Origin of the sequence: Clostridium sartagoforme, assembly GCF_004794105.1 — a bacterium.
GTDB classification, from domain to species: domain Bacteria; phylum Bacillota; class Clostridia; order Clostridiales; family Clostridiaceae; genus Clostridium; species Clostridium sartagoforme_B.
On record NZ_SRYR01000005.1, the window covers coordinates 101,971 to 121,321 of the forward strand.

General features: G+C 28.1%; 9 protein-coding genes. 6 read left to right on the forward strand and 3 right to left on the reverse strand.

The features are described 5' to 3' along the window. The first annotated feature begins 239 nt into the window (after window positions 1-239). The 3 genes from E5347_RS11105 to rpsD all read left to right on the forward strand — a co-directional run bounded on the left by E5347_RS11105 (window position 240) and on the right by rpsD (window position 10,083). Window positions 240-6,317, forward strand: coding sequence for a M60 family metallopeptidase (locus E5347_RS11105; RefSeq protein WP_136007299.1), 6,078 nt, complete (start codon window positions 240-242; stop codon window positions 6,315-6,317). Window positions 6,318-6,377: 60 nt separating this feature from the next. After that, the gene (locus E5347_RS11110; protein ID WP_136007300.1) at window positions 6,378-8,945 is read left to right on the forward strand and encodes an immunoglobulin-like domain-containing protein; all 2,568 of its coding nucleotides are present in this window, start codon (window positions 6,378-6,380) and stop codon (window positions 8,943-8,945) included. 544 nt (window positions 8,946-9,489) lie between these two features. Further along, window positions 9,490-10,083: a 30S ribosomal protein S4 gene (gene rpsD, locus E5347_RS11115; RefSeq protein ID WP_136007301.1), complete on the forward strand. Its 594-nt coding sequence runs from the start codon at window positions 9,490-9,492 to the stop codon at window positions 10,081-10,083. Between the two features lie 157 nt (window positions 10,084-10,240). Here rpsD and E5347_RS11120 read toward each other — a convergent pair whose 3' ends face one another. After that, window positions 10,241-10,792 (reverse strand): 50S ribosomal protein L25, encoded by a 552-nt coding sequence (locus E5347_RS11120; protein ID WP_136007302.1) that lies wholly within the window; start codon window positions 10,790-10,792, stop codon window positions 10,241-10,243. A 394-nt stretch (window positions 10,793-11,186) separates the two neighbouring features. Between E5347_RS11120 and E5347_RS11125 the strand changes: the two genes are divergently transcribed. Together E5347_RS11125 and E5347_RS11130 are read left to right on the forward strand one after the other, a co-directional pair. Further along, the gene (locus tag E5347_RS11125; RefSeq protein WP_136007303.1) at window positions 11,187-12,308 is read left to right on the forward strand and encodes a response regulator; all 1,122 of its coding nucleotides are present in this window, start codon (window positions 11,187-11,189) and stop codon (window positions 12,306-12,308) included. Between the two features lie 96 nt (window positions 12,309-12,404). Next, on the forward strand, window positions 12,405-17,354 hold the full coding sequence (locus E5347_RS11130) for a SpaA isopeptide-forming pilin-related protein (RefSeq protein WP_136007304.1): 4,950 nt from the start codon (window positions 12,405-12,407) through the stop codon (window positions 17,352-17,354). 49 nt (window positions 17,355-17,403) lie between these two features. On the opposite strand, the gene E5347_RS11135 is transcribed toward E5347_RS11130, so the two are convergent. After that, complete coding sequence (locus E5347_RS11135) at window positions 17,404-17,976, reverse strand: hypothetical protein (protein WP_136007305.1); 573 nt, start codon at window positions 17,974-17,976, stop codon at window positions 17,404-17,406. Window positions 17,977-17,978: 2 nt separating this feature from the next. Continuing rightward, on the reverse strand, window positions 17,979-18,602 hold the full coding sequence (locus tag E5347_RS11140) for a YeeE/YedE thiosulfate transporter family protein (RefSeq protein WP_136007306.1): 624 nt from the start codon (window positions 18,600-18,602) through the stop codon (window positions 17,979-17,981). A gap of 210 nt (window positions 18,603-18,812) precedes the next feature. Between E5347_RS11140 and E5347_RS11145 the strand changes: the two genes are divergently transcribed. Beyond that, window positions 18,813-19,232: a L,D-transpeptidase gene (locus tag E5347_RS11145; protein WP_425350458.1), complete on the forward strand. Its 420-nt coding sequence runs from the start codon at window positions 18,813-18,815 to the stop codon at window positions 19,230-19,232. Window positions 19,233-19,351 lie beyond the last annotated feature (119 nt).

A 19,351-nucleotide genomic window follows, 5' to 3' on the forward strand; every position in this document is an offset into this window, starting at 1 on the left:
AGCTTTTTTATTTAAAAGAACCTTCATTAGTATAATAGTTATAAATTAACTTATTAGCTTATAATTATTGATTAATTTTAAAAAGTATAATTACAGAAGTACATAATGTATAAAAAATACATAAATAATATTACGAAAATATAGTATAAATAGAATAAAACCACTAAAATAGTGTTGAATTTCCAGTGATTTATATGGTATATTTTATGTCTAAAAAATAAATAGGAGGAATTATTATTATGAAACAAAAGATATCAACTACGCTTGCTGTAGCATTAATTGCCAGCCAAATGCAAAATGTTGCATATGCAGAAACAATAACTAATAAAGAAGCCATTGATATTCTTAATGGAGAGATTCTACAAAGTGATAAGAATAATAAGGATTCAAATTTAGAAGATAAAGCTGAAAGTAATAATGATATTATATCAACAGAAGATAATGCAGATAAAGTTAATGACATAGAGAGTAGTGAAAATATTGAGCAAGCTTCAGAAGATGAAAATGTACAGGAAACTGAAAATATTGAAGTTACTGAAGAAGTAAAAGAAGTTGATGAAAAGGTAGAAACTGAGACTGAAGAAACTAAAGAAACTGTAGAAAATATTGATTATGAAGTTACGGGGAAATTAGAGTTAGATATAAGCTTCTCTACACCAATAAAGAATGAAACCACTGAAAATACTAATATATCAGTAAGATTAATAGGTGAATCAGGAGAAGTTGGAATAATAAAATTAGGCTCAGATAATAAGAAGGGATCTATAGGGGATACTGGTATTACTTATAATTTAGAGGCATTAAATTCTAAGAGAAGTTCATTAGAAGATGGAGATAATTCAGTATATTTCTATCATCTAACTTTCAACAAACTACCTTTAGGAAATTATTCTTTACAAATTCTAGGTAATGGTTATAAAACTGCAAATATAGGTAACATAGATATACAAGATTCATCAAAGAGAGTTTTAGTAGGTACAAGTGAGAGTGATGATAATCAAGTTCTAGATGAAGTTTATCCAGTAGCTTTCTTATCAGGAGATGTAAACTCAGATAATAAAGTAGATAAATCAGACTATGATGCAATAAAAGATAAAATAAAGAGTAAGGAATATGATTCTAGTTTTGATTTAAATAGAGATGGAAAAGTAGATGTAACAGATTTAAGTTATGTACATAAAAATATGGATAAAGCTAGTACTGATGCAAGTATATTAGATACAGACCCAATTTTAAATCCTAATAATATTGATATAAATGTTAATAACACTACAAAGGTAGAAGGAAACATAAGAGATATATTAGCTGATAATGGATCAGGGGTAAAATTATCACCTAAAAACAATGCAGAGATAAGTGAAAATAATGCTATTGAAATACCTATAAATCTATCAGGTAAAACTAGATCTACAACTAATGTAGAAAAAATAACTATAGAAGCACCAAAGGATACAGCTCCAGGAAAAGGACTTATAAGTATACCTGGTCAAGAGGATATTAAGTTTGATGAGACTAATTCAAGAACTATAGAAGCAAGAAATGCTGATGGAAAAGAAGTTAGCGTAATAGAAATAGATTTAGAAGGCCAAGTGGCAGTAAGTGAAATTACTATAAAGGTTACTGGTGGTAGAGGAAATAAAAATCTTGCTGAAATAACAAAGGTTAACTTTTTAAATAATGTTTATAAAGAGATGCCAAAGCCTAATATGAATATTCCTGTTATAAATAACTTTACAAGTTCAACAGCTGTTGGTAATGAAGCAATGACTTTAGGCTGGAATCATGAAAATAATATAAGTGGATATGAGATTAAAGTAGAAGAGCTAAAAGAAGATGGCAGTGTTAAATCCACAAGTACATATAAGACTACTGAGAATACTTTAAAGATAGAGAAAGTTAATGGTTATTCTACATATAGAGTAAGTATTCAATCTTTAAATGGCGATTGGAAGAGTGGCTATAAGGATGAGCAGGATGACTATAATGAAGATAAAGTTGGAAGTACTAACTTAGAGAATAATTCAAATGATAAAGATGGAATCCCAGATAATGTTGATGAAAACTATATACCAAAAGGATGGGACTCTACATCAGGAAAATTAAGCTCTAATGGAGAAGGTGGAAATAAGTTTGGGGCAGATTCCATTATTGAACTTCAAGTTATTCCAGAAACAGCACCTGAGGGACCAGAAGGTATAAAAATAGAAGGAGCATATAAAGGAATACTTAATGTTAGCTGGAAGAGCCATAAAAAGGCTAAGGATTATGATTTATACTATAGAAAGCTTGGAACTGGTCAATGGTTTAAGGCCAAAGATCCAAATGAACCTAAGTATGTAGATAGTGATCCTACTAACGATATACCAGATGGAGTAGCAAACTTAAGTCCAGCTGAAAAGACTGATAATGATGAGTTAATAAGAGCTACTAGCTACACTATAACAGGACTTGAAGATAATGCTACATATGAAATAAAAATGACAGCAACTAATCACCATGGTACTGGTGGATTATCACAGACTTATTTAGGTGCTACAAAAGGTATTAATCCTCCTAAAATGTCAGAATATAAGTTGATAAATAGAGTAGTAGAAGGTGAAGAACATACTTCAAACATAGTAGATGTAGAATATGGAAGAGTTGATCCAGGATCACACCCAGATGGTATGGAAGGTAATAAGTTTGCAATTGTAGATAATGACTTTAGTACATACTGGACATCATTTACATGGAATAGTAGCCATAATTCAGGTCCAACTGTTACTTTTGATAAAGAATATACAATAGATACTATAAGAATAGCAACTCGTTTAGATGGCGTATATGCATATGATGTTACATATGATTATGTTCCAGTAAGATATTTTGATTCAGAGAAGAATGAATTTGTAAATGTAAATGCAAAATACACTACTTTAAGAGATAAGGATAATGGAACATTATATTATGAAGTTAAACTTCCAGATCCAGTAACAACAAATAAGATACAAACTGCATTAAGAATTAATCCTTCATATGGTAAGGCACAATACTCAAGTATAAGTGAAATAAAGTTCTATGAGTATGATAGCTTAGAAAATGATGTAGCTGCATTATTTAAAGGTGATTTAATGCTAGAGTTAAATGATGATGTTACTCAAGAAAGAATTGATGAACTTATAAAAAGAGCTAATACTATAGATTCAGCAAGTATGGAATATCATCCAAAGCAAGAGCAATTATTAGCTGATTTAAAGAGAGCACAAGATTTATTCAACGATATTAAGTTAAGTGATAATATAAAGACTCTTGATGTTGGAATAAGAAATAACACTTCTAATGATGGGGGACATACCATAGGTCAATCAAATGACTATCAAGCATTAGGAGTAGCAGTTAAACCAGGTGATACTGTAAATATATATATAGGTTCATCAAGAAAAGATACTAAATTTAAGCTTGCTATAACTCAACATAACGGGGAAAGTGGAACTTATATAAAAGAATATAATCAACTATTAACTGTAGGTAAAAATGAGATAACAATTCCAGACTCACCATTTGATATGGATTATGAAAAGGGTGGAAACTTATATTTAAGATTTAATAGTGGTTTTAATGATGGACAAGAGGTTCAAGTGCGTGTAAGTGGAGGAACAGAAATACCTCACTTAAATGTTAATAATATGATGGATGATTCATCTAAGGAATCAGAAGTTAAAGACTCAATTAGACAATATATAAGAGAATTAAAATCTTATGTTAGTACAGTACAAGATAGATATCCTAAGACTGTAACTCCAGCTGATAGAGCAAAAAATATTTATGCTTATGATCCTGAAACTTCTATTTTAAATAGTACTGAAATAGAAAGTGATAGAGTTTCTCTGTCTCTTGCAGCAGATCAAGTGCTTAAGGGTATAGAAAGTGGATTAGCTGGAAATGAAGATGCTCAAGTAAATAGAGTTTATGATACATTAATGGCATGGGAACAATTAATGAAGGTATCATATGCACAACAAGGTTTACTTGAAAAACCAATAGATTTTGATAATGATGGTAAAATAGGAAACAATCCTTTAGAAGAGCTAAATGGTAAGAGTGAACAACAATTCTTTAAAGATAATAAAGCACCATTAAACCGTATTAATGTTAAATATCAAAGAATGTTTACAGGTGCATTTATGTATGCTTCAGGACACCACGTAGGTATTGGATATGGTTCAATTCAAGGAATGATGCAAGGGGTTCCATTTAAGTTCGATGAAAATGGAAACTTATTAAATAGTGATGAAGGACAATTATTTGGATGGGGTATAAATCATGAAATTGGACACGTTCATGATAGACCAGGCTTAACATATGCGGAAGTAACAAATAATATACTAGCTTTAATTAGCCAAACATTTAATGATATTAATACATCTAGAATTGAAGGAACATCATACAAGGGAGTATATAACAAGGTAACATCAGGAAGTGTTGGTCTTGCAAGTTCAGGAATTGAAAAGTTAGCAATGTTCTGGCAATTACATTTAGCGTACGATAATGACTATACTTATGATATGTTAGACCTAAATACAGATAACGACTTAGAAAATGATACTTTCTATGCTAAGTTATATAGAGCTACAAGGGTAAATGGAGTTGCACCAAAAGAAGTTGGTCATGATCAAACTGCTCAAACATTTATAATGAGATCATCAGATGCAATTGAAAAAGATTTAAGAGAATACTTTGAAAAGTGGGGTATTGTTGCAAGTCCAGAAACTAATAAGTACTTAGATAGTAAGGGGTATGATAAGGAAGATAAAGCAATATACTACTTAAATGATGAAGCTAGAAGAAAGAGATTAAAAGCAATAGATAACAATGATATGAGTAGTATAACTATGAATGCAGAAACAAAAGTTAATGGAACATTTGGTGCAGATAAGAATGGAAATGCTATAACTGAAAAGAGCTACTTAAATCAAAAGGAAGTTCCATTAAGATTAAGCGTAGATAGAGATTCAGATAAGATTCTTGGATATGAAATAATAAGAAGAGAAGCAACTGCAACAGGAATTAAAGAAACACCAGTTGGATTTGTTGAGAGAGATAAAGAGAGTGATATTACTGAATATACAGATATTTTAGATACATTAAATAATAGAGCATTTGAATATAAGGTTAAAGCTTATGACTATAGTTTAAATGTAACTAAAGAAACAACAATTGGAAATGTAAAAGTAAATCATGATGGAAGTATATCTAATAGAGATTGGGTCTTTGAAACAAACACTAGAAGTGAAGATGATGTTGTTAATGAAAATACAGGTCATGGACAATCTCAAGATGGTTCAATTAATAACATAAAAGATAGTGATGTATCTACTGTGTATAATGCATCGAAAGCGACAGATAAAGATGGACAAATTATAAGTGGTGATCCATATGTAACAGTTGATATGGGAGAGACTAAGTCAATAGTTGGGCTTAAATATACACCAGGAAAAACTGAAACTAAGAAGTTCTCTATAATGAATTTCTTTAAGAAAAATAGTGAAATTACTTATAATCCTATAAGTAAATATAAAGTTCTTGTAAGTGAAGATGGTGAGAATTGGGTTAAGGCTCATTCAGGTACATTTGATACTACAAAGGAAAATACTATTTATTTCAATGAAGCAGGTAATAGCGATAATACACAACTTTGGGCATATAATGCTAAGTATGTAAAACTAGTTGCTGAAGGTTCAGAAACTATATCAATAGCAGAGCTTGATATATTAGGACCAACAGGAGATAATATCGAAATTGGTATTGATAATGGAGATAAAGTATATAAAAATGGTATAGGAAGATTAAAATCAGATTATAAATATGCAGATGGTAAAGTTATTGAAGCTGGTTCAATAATTGTAACTGGAGAATATAAAGGAGATCCTGCATTTAACATTCCTCTTGTATTTAATGAAGATGATGAGAATTTTGCAAGAGAAGCTCAATCTATACTATTAGCTAAATTGCCAGAGGATTCAGAGCTTGGTGAAGTTGCAGAAGGAAAATGGATATATTGGATAACGCCAGAACAACAAAAGATGATAGTTGAAGGTGAGCCAAATGTAAAAGGGACTTCTATAAAGGCTGAATTATATAGATATAATAAATTAGAAGGAAATACTCCAATTGGACAAAGATTAGTAAGTGATACTTTCTATTACGATATTCCTGCTTTAAATAATTTACCACAAATTGATTTAAATGCTGGAAGTGCTAGAACTATAAATGATTCTTATGATGAAGTTGTAGAAATTAATAGTAGTGTAATGAGTGAAGCAATGGAAAATAGATAAGTTTACAATTGAGCTGTCTTTAAGGCAGCTCTCCTGTAAAGATAAGAAAGGAGAAAGTATATGAAAAGTAAGAAATCATTGGCAAAGGTTGCTATAGCATCAACTTTAGCATTAACATCAACTGTTGCAATTGTATACGCAACTCCCAAATTTAAGGAAGTTCAAAAAGCTAATAATGAAGATAAATTTGAATTAGTTGTAGAAAAAGTTGATAGTGATACTGTTAAAGTAGCGTTAGATAATATAGAAGATATACCAAAAGCACTTCAATTTAGTGTTAAGTTGGAGGGTGCATCTTTAAAGGATGGGAAAAATAGTATAAAGGATTTAATTACATCAGAAGTAGAGACAAGGCTTAGTAATAAAGATTACTCAAGCAGTTCAAATGAGATATTAGTAGATTATACTGTTAATGAAGAAAATAATACTATAGATGTATTAATAACAGCTGAAAATTCTATTCCTAAAACAGGAAATAAAATTGAGGTTTTTGAGTTAGATGTAAAATCCCCTGATTCAACTAACTTACTAGCCAAAGGTGAGGCACCTAAATATAAGGTTATTCCAACAAGTAATTACGAATATAAATACATAAGTAATACTAATAAAGAGTATTATACAACTAATGTAGAATACAATAAGAATAATATTATTACTATGAACACAGCACCTAAAATAAGCTTAGAATATAAGTATTTAGAAGTTACTGATGGAGAAAAACTAGAGTTAACTGCAGAGAATCTAGGGATATCAATGTCAGATGATGATAAAGATGATAAGTTAAAGCTTGAAGTTAAAAAAGGTAAAGACATAATAACTGAGTTTGTAGAGGACAAACCAGGAATTTATGATTTACAATGTACAGTTATAGATAGTTTTGGAGAAAGATCTGACACTGTAACAGTACAAGTAAATGTAGTTCAAGATGATATTAAGACACCACCAACATTTACTCAAAATGGAGAAGAATTAAAAGATATAACTATAGATGCTGGAGAAAGATTTGAACCATTAGATGGTGTTAAGGCAATAGATGCCAAGGGTAGGGAAGTTGCTGATATAAAAGTTACTTCAGATAAAGATATTGACTTAGATCCAGAAGCTGATACAGAATATAAAATAACATATACAGCTATAGATACTTATGGAAACAAAGGTGAGAAGACAATTACTTTAACAGTAAAAGCTAATAAGGCACCAGTTATATTAGGAGTTAAGGATCATGTATTAAAAGTTGGAGATAAATTTGATCCAAAAGACGATGTTACTGTAGAAGACGAAGATAAGAATATAGAATTACAAGTTGAAAGTAATGTTAATACAAGTATTCCTGGAACATATAGAGTTTTATATTCAGCAACAGATAGTAAAGGTAAAACTACTAAAGTTCAAAGCAAAGTAGTTGTTAATCCTAAAATAACTTCAATTAATAAGGCACCTGTAATATATGCAGAAGATAGAACTATAAAGGTAGGAGATTACTTTGATCCACTAGATGGAGTTAAAGCAATAGATCCAGAAGATAATGATATAACGAATGATATAGTAGTTACAGGGGATATAGTAGATGTAAACACTCCAGGAGAATATAAAATTACATATACAGTTGAAGATAGTCAGAAAGCAAAAACAACTAAAACTATAAAAGTAACAGTAGAGAAGAATATCTCTTTAGCAACTAGTATAACTATTGATAGTAAAATAAATCAGTTATACATAGGAAGTAGCAGTATCTTAACAGCAACTGTAAATAAGGAAGCTGATATAAAAGATATAGAATGGTCTACTAGTGATGAAAATATTGCTGAAATAGAAGTACTAGGAAGAGATGCCAAAGTAATAGCTAAATCAGAAGGGCAAGTTACTATAACAGCTTCAACTATTGATGGAAGTAATAAGTCAGATAGCTTAACTATTGATATAATAAACTTCGATAATAATGATGAGATACCATCATTTATAGTAAGTATAGTGGATAAAGATATAGTAACACCATTATATGGAATAGGTGATGTTAATGACCCACTAGTATTAGAAGTGAAAAATACAACTGTAGAAGAGTTTAATAAATTCATAAAAGACTTAGAAAAATTAAAGACAACTTTAGAAGATAAATATGTAGATGGAAATTCTACAGTATATAAAATAAAGGTTGAAAAGAAGATTAATTTATTTAAATTCTTTAAAGATAGCAATGATGGATATATAGAAATCAGAATAGATAATAGGTTAGATAACTATGAAAACTTTAAAGATCAATTAGATTTATTACTAGATGCACCTGAGAATCCAGGGGATGGAAACAATCCAGGAGATGAAAATAATCCTGAAGACGGAAACAACCCAGGCAATGGAAACAATCCTGAAGACGGAAACAACCCAAGCGATGGAAATAATCATGGAGATGGAAACAACTCAGGAGATGGAGAAAATTCAGAAATAGGAAATAACTCTGGTAACGGAGGAAACTCTGGAGAAGAAAATAACACTGAAATAGAAGATTCAAATAATAAGGATAATGTAGGAAAGTTACCTATAACAGGACAAGAAAGTATAATAGGATTTATTGGTATTGCTGCTTTAGGAACAGGTGCATTCTTATTAAGAAAAAAGAAAAAAGAAAAATAATAGTAAATTATTCTTTAGATAGAGATATAGAAAGCTATTAATAGATACTTAAGATATATTAAATTAAACGTATCTTAAGTAAATTAAAAGACTAGATTGGAAAGTTAATTAATTTTCTAATCTAGTTTTTTTATAATTAATATATAAGTTGTAATAAAATTTCTGCATTTTATTAAGTTAGTTCATATTTAAATTTCAGTTAGATAATTACATAAGCAACTTATGTAAAAATTAAAAACTCGATGCTTTCAATTGGTGTAATTTAATTTACAAATTATTTTTATACTTAAAATAACACAATTACTTATGCTGTGAATTATTTATTGAAAAATAGATATTAAAATTATTTTTTATAAAAATTTTTATAAATAGTATCTTACTTTCAATACAAAAAAGTAAGGTATTCTGCAAATTAGTTAGAAAAACGGATTATGATAGGGATAAATGAAATAAACAAAGATAAATAATAATGATAATCATTTTCAATTAAGTGGAGTATATGATATTATAATAATATATTTTAATTTTAAAGAGGAGGAAAGAAATGGCTAGAAAGAGAAGCCCAAGATTTAAAGAAAGTAGAAGGCTTGGATTGAATGTTTCAGGACATCCAAAGGCTATGAATAGAGCTACTAAAGGAACAAGTAGAGCAGATAAAAAGTTATCTGAATATGGTATAAGACTATTAGAAAAGCAAAGGTTAAGAGCTTATTATGGAGTCTTAGAAAAACAGTTTAGAAAATATATTGAAGATGCTTTCAAGGCTAAGAATGGTACAACTGGAGAGGCCTTATTAATAAGACTAGAATCAAGATTAGATAATCTTGTATATAGAATGGGTTTTGCTAACTCTATAAGAGCAGCAAGGCAAATGGTAAATCACGGTCATATATTAGTAAATGGTAAAAAGATAGATATACCATCTTATAAGGTTGAACCAGGTACAGAAATTTCTTTAAGAGAAAAATCAAGAAAGTCTTCTAACTATAATTATTACTTAAATAACCACACAAATACATTACCTTACATTGAGTCAAATTTAGATGACTTTAAAGCTGTATATAAAAGATATCCATTAAGAGAAGAAATACCTATTGAAATAAATGAAAATCTAATAGTAGAGTTCTATTCAAGGTAAATCTAGTTTTTAAATTCATATCTTCTCAAAATTAAAGTATATTTTGCCAAAGCTATATAGTGCAGTATATAGTTAGACCTTATTAAGAATAAAAAGGATGATTCTATATTAAGAATCATCCTTTTTAAATTATTTATGTTACAACATATATAATAATTTAACTAAAATATTGACTACTAACAACTGCTAAAAGAGTTTTGGAGTCGCTTAAAATTGTTATATCCGCTGGAATAACAATATCTTCAATAAATACTTTATCATCTAATTTCATATCAGAAGCATCAATTTCTATAGATTCAGGTATTTTTTCTACATCGCCTTGTAAATCTATATATAAATTATGTGTTTCTAATGTAAGTCTTTTAGCTTCTAATAAATCTTGTCCAATAAATTTAACTGGAATTCTCATTTTAATTACTTCATTAGGTTTTATATATTGAAAATCAACGTGAATGATTTCGTGTTTTTCATTTTTTTGTACTTCTTTAACAACACATTTAATTTTTCTTTCTTCAAGTGAAACTTCTAAAATTGATCCACTGCTATTTTTTCTAAGTAGTCTTCTTAGTTCTGCATTACACATTTTAACTGGAAGATTTTCTTCAAGGAATTCACCGTAAATAATTCCAGGAATTTCTCCCTTCTTTCTAAGTCTTGATTGATTTTCTTTTACATTTCTATTGTATACCTTTAAGGCTAAATTTGACATTTATAAATACCTCCTAAAAACTTAATTCTTAATTTGAATACTTAGTTTTTATTAAGCTCTATAAAGCTTTGGTAATTACATTAATAAACAATAATAGAGCTTAATCTAAAGCCCCACATATGCATCAACCTCCCTTATATTCTTATAGCTTACATTGTAATAACAAATAAAGCAAATGATGTAAAAAAAGTTGTATTAAAAAAGTGCAATAAAAATAAATAATTAATAAGAAATCATGTCTTATTTTATAAAAAATCAAGTTTTATTAGAAAATATTAAGATAATAGTAAATTTGTTCTATTTTTGGAAGTGATATTTATAAGTGTATTGGAAAGAGGTACAATTTAAGGAGTAAGATAAATATAAGTTTTATTTAAAAAGGTGAGGAATTAAAATGAGAACTATAATTGTTGATGATAATCCCTTAATTCTAGAGATTGAGAAAAATATTATTAGCAAAAACGAATACTTAAATATTGTGGGAGAATTTTATAATGGAAATAAATTTTTAAAATCTTTAAGTAAATTAAAGCCTGATGTTGTTTTTTTAGATATAGAAATGCCAGAGATTAATGGAATAGAAATTGCTGAGAAAGTTGAAGAGTTTAATGAAAATATACAAATAGTATTTTTAACATCATATGAAAAGTATGCTATGGAAGCTTTTAAAGTAAATACAATTAATTATATATTAAAGCCATTAACGAAAGAAATGTTAGATGTTACTGTAAAAAGATTATTAAAATATAGAAAAAAGAGTATTTATTTTACTGAAAATTCATATAAAAATCAAATAATCACATTAGGTAATTTCGAAGTATATGGTAATGGTGGAAAAGAGGTAGTGAAATGGCCGACTATTAAAGAAGAAGAATTATTTGCATACTTTATATATTTAAGAGGAGAAAAAGTTGATAAATGGAAACTATGTGAAATGCTATGGTCTAATTTAACCTCAGAGAAAGCACTTCATAATTTACATAATACAATATATAGGCTAAAGAAAACCTTGAAATTTTATGGAATAGAAAATCAAATAATGCATCAGCAAGGCAGTTATAGTGGAATTTTTGGAAATATCCATTGTGATTTATGGGAATTAGAAGATTTAATGAATAAAAAATTTATTTTAAATGAACCAAAAATAAAAAATATTGAGGTTATTCTATCAAAGTATAAGGGAGATTTATATGGAAGTAAGGATTATGTTTGGGCTATAGATTTAAAAGAAAATATTGAAAAATATTATCTTAATACTATAAAAGCTTTAAGTAAATATTATTATGATAAAAATTTATATTATAAGACAGAAGAGTATACAAAAAAGTTTTTAAAACTAAATCCTATAGATGAAGATACTATAGAGCTGCTTATGAAAACTTTTTATAAGTTTAATGATAAATTAAATATAATTAATATTTATAAAAAGCTAGAAATAACCTTAAAGGAAGAGTTAGATATAGAACCTAGAAAATCAACCGAGTTACTATATTTAAATTTATTAGGGAAATTGTAAGTTTGAACCCCATCTATTTGTGAGTATTTTGTGAGTATTGATAACTATAATTTTTAAATAATCAATACTAATAAAATCATATAATGGAGGGGTTCTATGAAAAAAACGAAAAAAATAGCTGTTACAATATTAGGATTATTTATAATACAGTTATTTTCTGGAATTGGGCATGGAGATATAGTAAAAGCTGAAGAAAATAAAGTCTTTAGGTTTATTAAATCAATTGAATTAACCGATTTTAATGATAAGCCTTTAGAAAATGCTATAGATAAATCTTCAGATGTACGTGTTAAATTTAATTTTGAAATTCCCAATATTGAAGAGGTACAAGAGGGAGAAATATTTACAGTTAATATTCCAAATCAAATAGAGCTTATAAGTAACTTCGATAAAGAATTACTAGATGAAGATAGAGAAGTTGTTGCTATAGCTCATTTTAAAAAAGGTGGACAAATAGACATAGAATTTACAGAATATGCTGAAGCTCATTCAAATGTAAGTGGCTATTTTTATTTAGATACAAAATTTGATAGAAATAATATAGGAAATAATGAAAGTGAAAAATTGCAATTTAATTTTTCTGGGGAAGCAGAGCCCATTGAAATAGAAGTTAAATTCAAACAGGATCCAGTTCCAGAATCATCTATATATAAGTGGAGTAGCGGTTATAATGGAGCTGAAAATGAAATTACTTGGAATATAGAATTTAATAAGGAAAATGTAAATTTAAAAAATCCAATAATTACAGATAATATTCCATTTGGACAAGAATATATTAAAGGAACAGCAAAAATAGATAATAGTGATGATACAAGTGGTTTTTCTTATAGTGAGGCAGATTCAAGTGATAAGGAGAAATCAGGAACACTAACTTATGCATTCAATAAAGAAACTAATAAAAAACATATAATTTCTTTTAAAACTAGAATAAGTGATACAAGTATTTTACCAAAAGAACAAGGGGAAAGCATAAAATTATATAATAAAGCAATCCTTGATATAAATGGTGACATTAAAGAGTCTAATGAAGCTTCAGTAGATGTTAAGACAAATTATATTGAAAAGTTTGGTAACTATAATTCTAATGAAAAAAAGATAGATTGGACTATTAAAGTAAATAACAATGCTTTAGAGCTTAATAATTTAAAGGTAGAAGATATTATACCAACAGGGTTAGAGTTAATAAAATACTCATTTAAAGTAAATAATGAAGTAAATAATAATTACAATTATGATGAGGTTAATAAAAAATTAGATTATACATTTAACGGAACAATTAATACTCAACAAATAATTACTTTTTCTACAGTTGTAGACCCAAAAGTTTATCAATCAAATGATACAAAATATTTTGAAAATACTGCAACTATAGTGGGAGGCTTAGAAGGTGAACCTTCTGCATCTGCTAATGTAGGAGTAGGAAGTAATATTTTAGAGAAAAGTGCTATGGGTGAATATGATGCTAAAAATCATTATTTAAAATGGAAGATAGAAGTTAATAATAACGAAGTAGAACTTGTGAATCCTATAATATCAGACAGCATTCCAGAGGGACAAAAGTATGTTGGTGGAAGTTTTACAATAGATGGAGCGCCTCCTGATGCAGATAAATTTAATTATAAACCAGCTTTAGAGGGAGATACCAATAAAACTGAAACTATCACTTATAGCTTTAAAAAGACTATTAATAAAAAATATGTTATTACTTTTCAAACTGAAGTAACTGATAGTAGTGTTTATGCAGGAAATGTTAGTAAAAATTATAGCAACACCGTATATATGAATGCTGGTAATATAGATAATGGGGTTAAAAGTACATCAGAACAAAAAGTTACAAGTAATGTTATTGATAAACAATCAGAAAGTTATGATTCTGTAAGTAAAGAAATTATTTGGAAGATAATTGTTAATAAAAACAAGACAGAATTAGGACAAGTAGTTGTTACTGATAATATTAAAATAGGACAAGAATATGTGGAAGGTTCTGCAACTATAAATAATAATGCTGATAACAGTAGATTTACTTATACAAAGGCAGATAAGGATGATAAAGATAAAACAGGAACCTTAACTTATAAATTTAATGATAAAATAAATGAAACTTATGAAATTACGTTTAAAACTAAGATCACAGATGAGTCTGTTTTCTATACTAATGGAAAAAAGATAGTTAAAAATAATGCTGAAATAACTGGAGATGTTATCCCTCCCAATGTATCTACAGAGGCAAAGAGGGAAATTGAAAACTCAGTAATTAAAAAATCAGCAGATTATCAATGGGGAAATGACTATATTGATTGGAATGTAGTAATAAACTCTAATTCAATTTCTATGGGAAATGTAACTATTGAAGATGATTTACAAGAGGGATTAGAATTAGACACGACATCTATAGAATTATATAAGCAAATTTTAGATTCTAATGGAAACTTAGTTAAGGGTGATATTGTTGAATTAAATGAAAATAGTGTTAAATATGATACAAATACTAGAAAGTTTATATTTAATTTCCCAGGTAAAGTAAGTTCATCATATTTATTAACATTTAGAACAAATGTTGTAGATAAAAGTAAATCACCATTTACTAATAAAGTAAATTTTAAAGGGGAAAAAACTAGTGAAAACAGCACTAGTGATTCTGTTGACGTAGAATTCCAATCAGGTGGTGGTGGTGCAGTAGGGACAAGAGGATCAATCACTGTAACTAAAGTAGATAAAGAGACTCAGGTAAAACTTAAAGGGGCTAAATTCAATTTATTAGATAAGTATAAGAATGTAATAGTGACAGGAGAAACTAATGAAATTGGTGAGGTGAAGTTTGATAAAATTAAATTTGATATACCTTATTATGTGGAAGAAATATCAGCACCAGAAGGATATTTAATAAATGAAGATAATATTCAAGAATTTAAGATAGAAAGCTCATCTGGTGTTAAAAATATAGCTTATAAATTTGAGAATACTAGAATTAAAGGTGATTTAGAGTTACTAAAATTAGATAAAAATAATAATCCATTAAAGGGAGCAGAATTTACTATTTATGATGCAGCTGATAAGGGAGTAACAAAGGGAACAACAGATGAAAATGGAGTAGTTAAATTTGAAAAATTAGTCTATGGAAACTATTATTATGTTGAAACAAAGGCTCCAGAGGGATATATATTAAATAGTACAAAACATCCATTTACTATTAGTGAAAATGGAGCAGTTATAAAAGAAACTGTGAATAATGAAAAAATATTAGGAAATATTAAAGTAGTAAAAGTAGATGAAGATAATAAATTCTTACTGAATGCTGAAATTACATTATTTGATTCTCAAGGGAAGAAGGTTCAATCTTTAGTATCAAATGAAAATGGAGAAGTTACTTTTGATAATATTCCTTACGGAGATTATGAAGTAAAAGAAACTAAAGCCCCAGAAGGGTACAACATTTCAAAAGAAGTATTAAAAGTTAGGATAAATGGAGAAGAAACTGGTTTAATTTATGAAGCAGGAAAAATTACTAATACTAAAATTAAAGCTGACATAAAGATTAATAAATTAGATCAGGATGAAAATAAGGTAGTTGGAGCAGAATTTACTCTTTATAATAACAATGATGAAGTTATTGGAACTACAGTAACTAATGAGGATGGAATAGCAGTATTCGAAGATGTAGTATATGGAGATTATTATATTAAAGAAACTAAAACTCCAGAAGGATATATAGGAACTGATGAAAAGTTTGATGTTAGTATCAAAGAAAATAATGGTGATAAATCTATTGAAATTGAAAATACTAGAATAAAGGGTAATATTGAAATTTCAAAGAATGATGGGAATAATAATCCGTTAAAGGGAGCAGAATTCACTATTTATGATTCATTTGATAAAGAAGTAGCAAAAGCAACAACAGATGAAAATGGAATAGCTAAATTCGAAGATTTAGTTTACGGAAACTACTATTATATAGAAACTAAAGCTCCAGAAGGATATCTATTAAAGACTGATAAGCATGATTTTACTATTAATGAAAATGGAATAACTTTAAAAGAAACTATAGTAAATGAAAGAATCTTAGGTAATATAAAAGCATTTAAAATAGATGAAGATAATAAATTCCTAGCAAATGCAGAACTTACTCTATTTGATTCTCAAGGGAATGAGGTTCAATCTTTAGTAACAAATGAAAATGGAGAAGTTACCTTTGAAAATATTCCTTATGGAGATTATGAAGTAAAAGAAACTAAAGCCCCAGAAGGATACAATATCTCAGAGGAGATATTAAAGGTTAGTGTAAATGGAGAGGAATCTGGACTAGTTTATGAAGCAGGAAAAATTACTAATACTAAAATTAAAGCTGATATAAAGATTAATAAGTTAGATCAAGATGGAAATAAGGTAATTGGAGCAGAATTTACTCTTTATAATAGTGCTGATGAAGTTATTGGAACTGCAGTAACTAATGAAGATGGAATAGCAGTATTCGAAGACGTAGTATATGGAGATTATTATATTAAAGAAACTAAAACTCCAGAAGGCTATATTGGTACTGATGAAAAAAAAGAAGTAAGTGTTAAAGATAATAATTCAGTATATTCATATGAAATTGAAAACACCAGAATAAAAGGAACAGTAGAAATCAAAAAAGTTGATGAAAATGGAAATCCACTAAAGGGAGCAGAGTTTACTCTATATAACAAAGATGGTAAGGAGATATCAAAATCAATTAGCGATGAAAATGGAGTAATAAGATTTGAAGCTGTTGACTATGGTAAATATATTCTAAAAGAGACTAAGGCTCCAGAAGGATATATCAAAGATGATATTGAAGTAGAGGTTGTTATAGATTCTTCAAAGACTCAAGAATTTACTTTTAAGAATGTTAAGATGAAAGAAGCTGTAAATAATGGCAATATAGATAATAATAATAGTTTAGGTAAAGGAAATCTTCCTTCAACAGGGGATGTATTTGATGTAAGACTATTTATATTAGTTGGATTAGCATTAATAGTAGTAGGAAGTGGATTATTATTTAAGAAGAAATTAAAACTAAATAAATAAAAAATAAAAGCTTTTACATAGTTTTCTATGTAAAAGCTTTTTTGTAATATTATTTATCTTCAGTTTTTAAAATTGAAGTTGGTAAGAAATATGCTGCTATCATAAATAATACACCTACTAGGAATAACCCAGTAAAACCAAAACCAAATATTGATGGGAATTTTTCTGATACATTAAATAGTGTTATCTTACCAAGATTTAAAACATCAAAGACGCCCATTTCTTTTAAAGAACCATATGAAAGGGAGAATAATAACGCACCAAATAATCCACCTAAAACTGCAGCCAATGCTTTCTTTAAGGTGCTTTTATTAGTAATAGCTCCTAGACAAGTTCCAGGGCATGTCCCAATTGAGCCAAAAGCAAATCCAAATAAAAGTCCACCTAATACTACGCCAAGATTCATAGTTTTTACACTTAAATTAGATATATCAAAGATTCCTAGAGCGTCAGATAAAGATAATAGTACACTAGAAAATCCTATAGCAAAAATAATTATTTTTGCAAGGGATAAATCTTCTAATCGTAACATTTTTAGTATTTTATTAAAATTAGTAGCTTTTGCTAGGGAAAGAGCAAATCCGAAAAAGCCACCTAATAATATTGCTAATATAATTTCCATAATTAAGCCCTCCTTTTATTAGTTCTTCTTTTATTTAAAATAATTGCTGTTGGAATAGCAGTCGCAAATACAGAAAGGGCAAATATATATCCACTTACACTTCCTTGCATCATTCCACTCATCATATGTCCACTAGTGCATCCATCTGCAAGCCTTGCACCAAACAATAATATTGCTCCACCAAAGAAACTAGGACCATATTTTTTTATAAAACATTTTTCTTCTATGCTACATGTAGAAGTTGACTTATTTTCATCAATAGAGCAACTTTGAGTTTCTACATCTTCAAAGTCAGAGGCTTCTATTAAGTTTTTCTTTTTTAACAATTTATATCCTAAATATCCTCCTAAAGGTATAGCTAAAACAAAGATAAAATCATAATTTAGTGGATTTTTAATTGATTTTGCTAGTTTACCTTCAGATTTATCATAATATGCATTTGAACTTATATATCCACCTTCTCTTGTTGGATCCTCTTTAATAACATCCTTATCTAAGGAACTATGAATTATACCTGATAAAACTGAGAATTGAGTAGATACTCCTATAGGTTTTACTAAAAAGACTGATATAAAAAAAGAAAAACCTAAAATTAAAGCTCCTATTAACCATTTTTTATTTTTCATTTATATTTCCTCCTGAAATTTATTTGCTTGATATCAATATAAACTGAAAACAATTAACTGTATGTAACATAGTCACATATAAGATGATTAATGATTTTTTAGAATCTTTAATTACTATTGCATAGTATAGTTTATAAGCAATAATAGAGAGGTATTGATTTGAGGATAATTAATAAGATTATTTCAGCATTTAGAGGAGAGGATAATTATATTGAAAATATCACTAAATATATAAATTCAGGAGATTTTTCAAGTAATACTAAATATTTTATATGGGTAGATAAAAAGAATTTTAAAGTTAATATTTTTACAGGATCTAAAAATAACTGGACTTTAATTCATAGTTATCTTTGTACAATAGGTAAAAAGTCTACCCCTACTCCAAATGGAACTTTTACAGTAGGAATAAAGGGCCTTTATTTTGGTGTAGAAAAGGGATATAAATGTTGGTACTATACTCAATTTAAAGGGAATTATCTTTTTCATTCAATTATATATAATTTAGATGGAAGTGTAAGAGATGGCAGGCTTGGAATGGCTTTATCAGACGGTTGTGTGAGACTTGAGAAAGTTAATGCAAAGTGGATATGGGACAATATTCCTGAGGGGACAAAGGTTTATATTAGTTAGTTTTATTTTAAGTTTAACTATATGTTACTATTTTATTAATTAAAAAATTAAATGTTTACAAAATATTTGTTGACCTACAATAAAGGTGATGGTAATCTTAACTTGGTAACTATAGATTT

Excerpts from the sequence above, each read along its gene's own strand:
- rpsD (WP_136007301.1), top strand. The coding sequence starts at position 9,490 with ATGGCTAGAAAGAGAAGCCCAAGATTTAAAGAAAGTAGAAGGCTTGGA.
- E5347_RS11130 (WP_136007304.1), top strand. The coding sequence starts at position 12,405 with ATGAAAAAAACGAAAAAAATAGCTGTTACAATATTAGGATTATTTATA.
- E5347_RS11135 (WP_136007305.1), bottom strand. The coding sequence starts at position 17,976 with ATGGAAATTATATTAGCAATATTATTAGGTGGCTTTTTCGGATTTGCT.
- E5347_RS11105 (WP_136007299.1), top strand. The coding sequence starts at position 240 with ATGAAACAAAAGATATCAACTACGCTTGCTGTAGCATTAATTGCCAGC.
- E5347_RS11120 (WP_136007302.1), bottom strand. The coding sequence starts at position 10,792 with ATGTCAAATTTAGCCTTAAAGGTATACAATAGAAATGTAAAAGAAAAT.
- E5347_RS11110 (WP_136007300.1), top strand. The coding sequence starts at position 6,378 with ATGAAAAGTAAGAAATCATTGGCAAAGGTTGCTATAGCATCAACTTTA.
- E5347_RS11125 (WP_136007303.1), top strand. The coding sequence starts at position 11,187 with ATGAGAACTATAATTGTTGATGATAATCCCTTAATTCTAGAGATTGAG.
- E5347_RS11140 (WP_136007306.1), bottom strand. The coding sequence starts at position 18,602 with ATGAAAAATAAAAAATGGTTAATAGGAGCTTTAATTTTAGGTTTTTCT.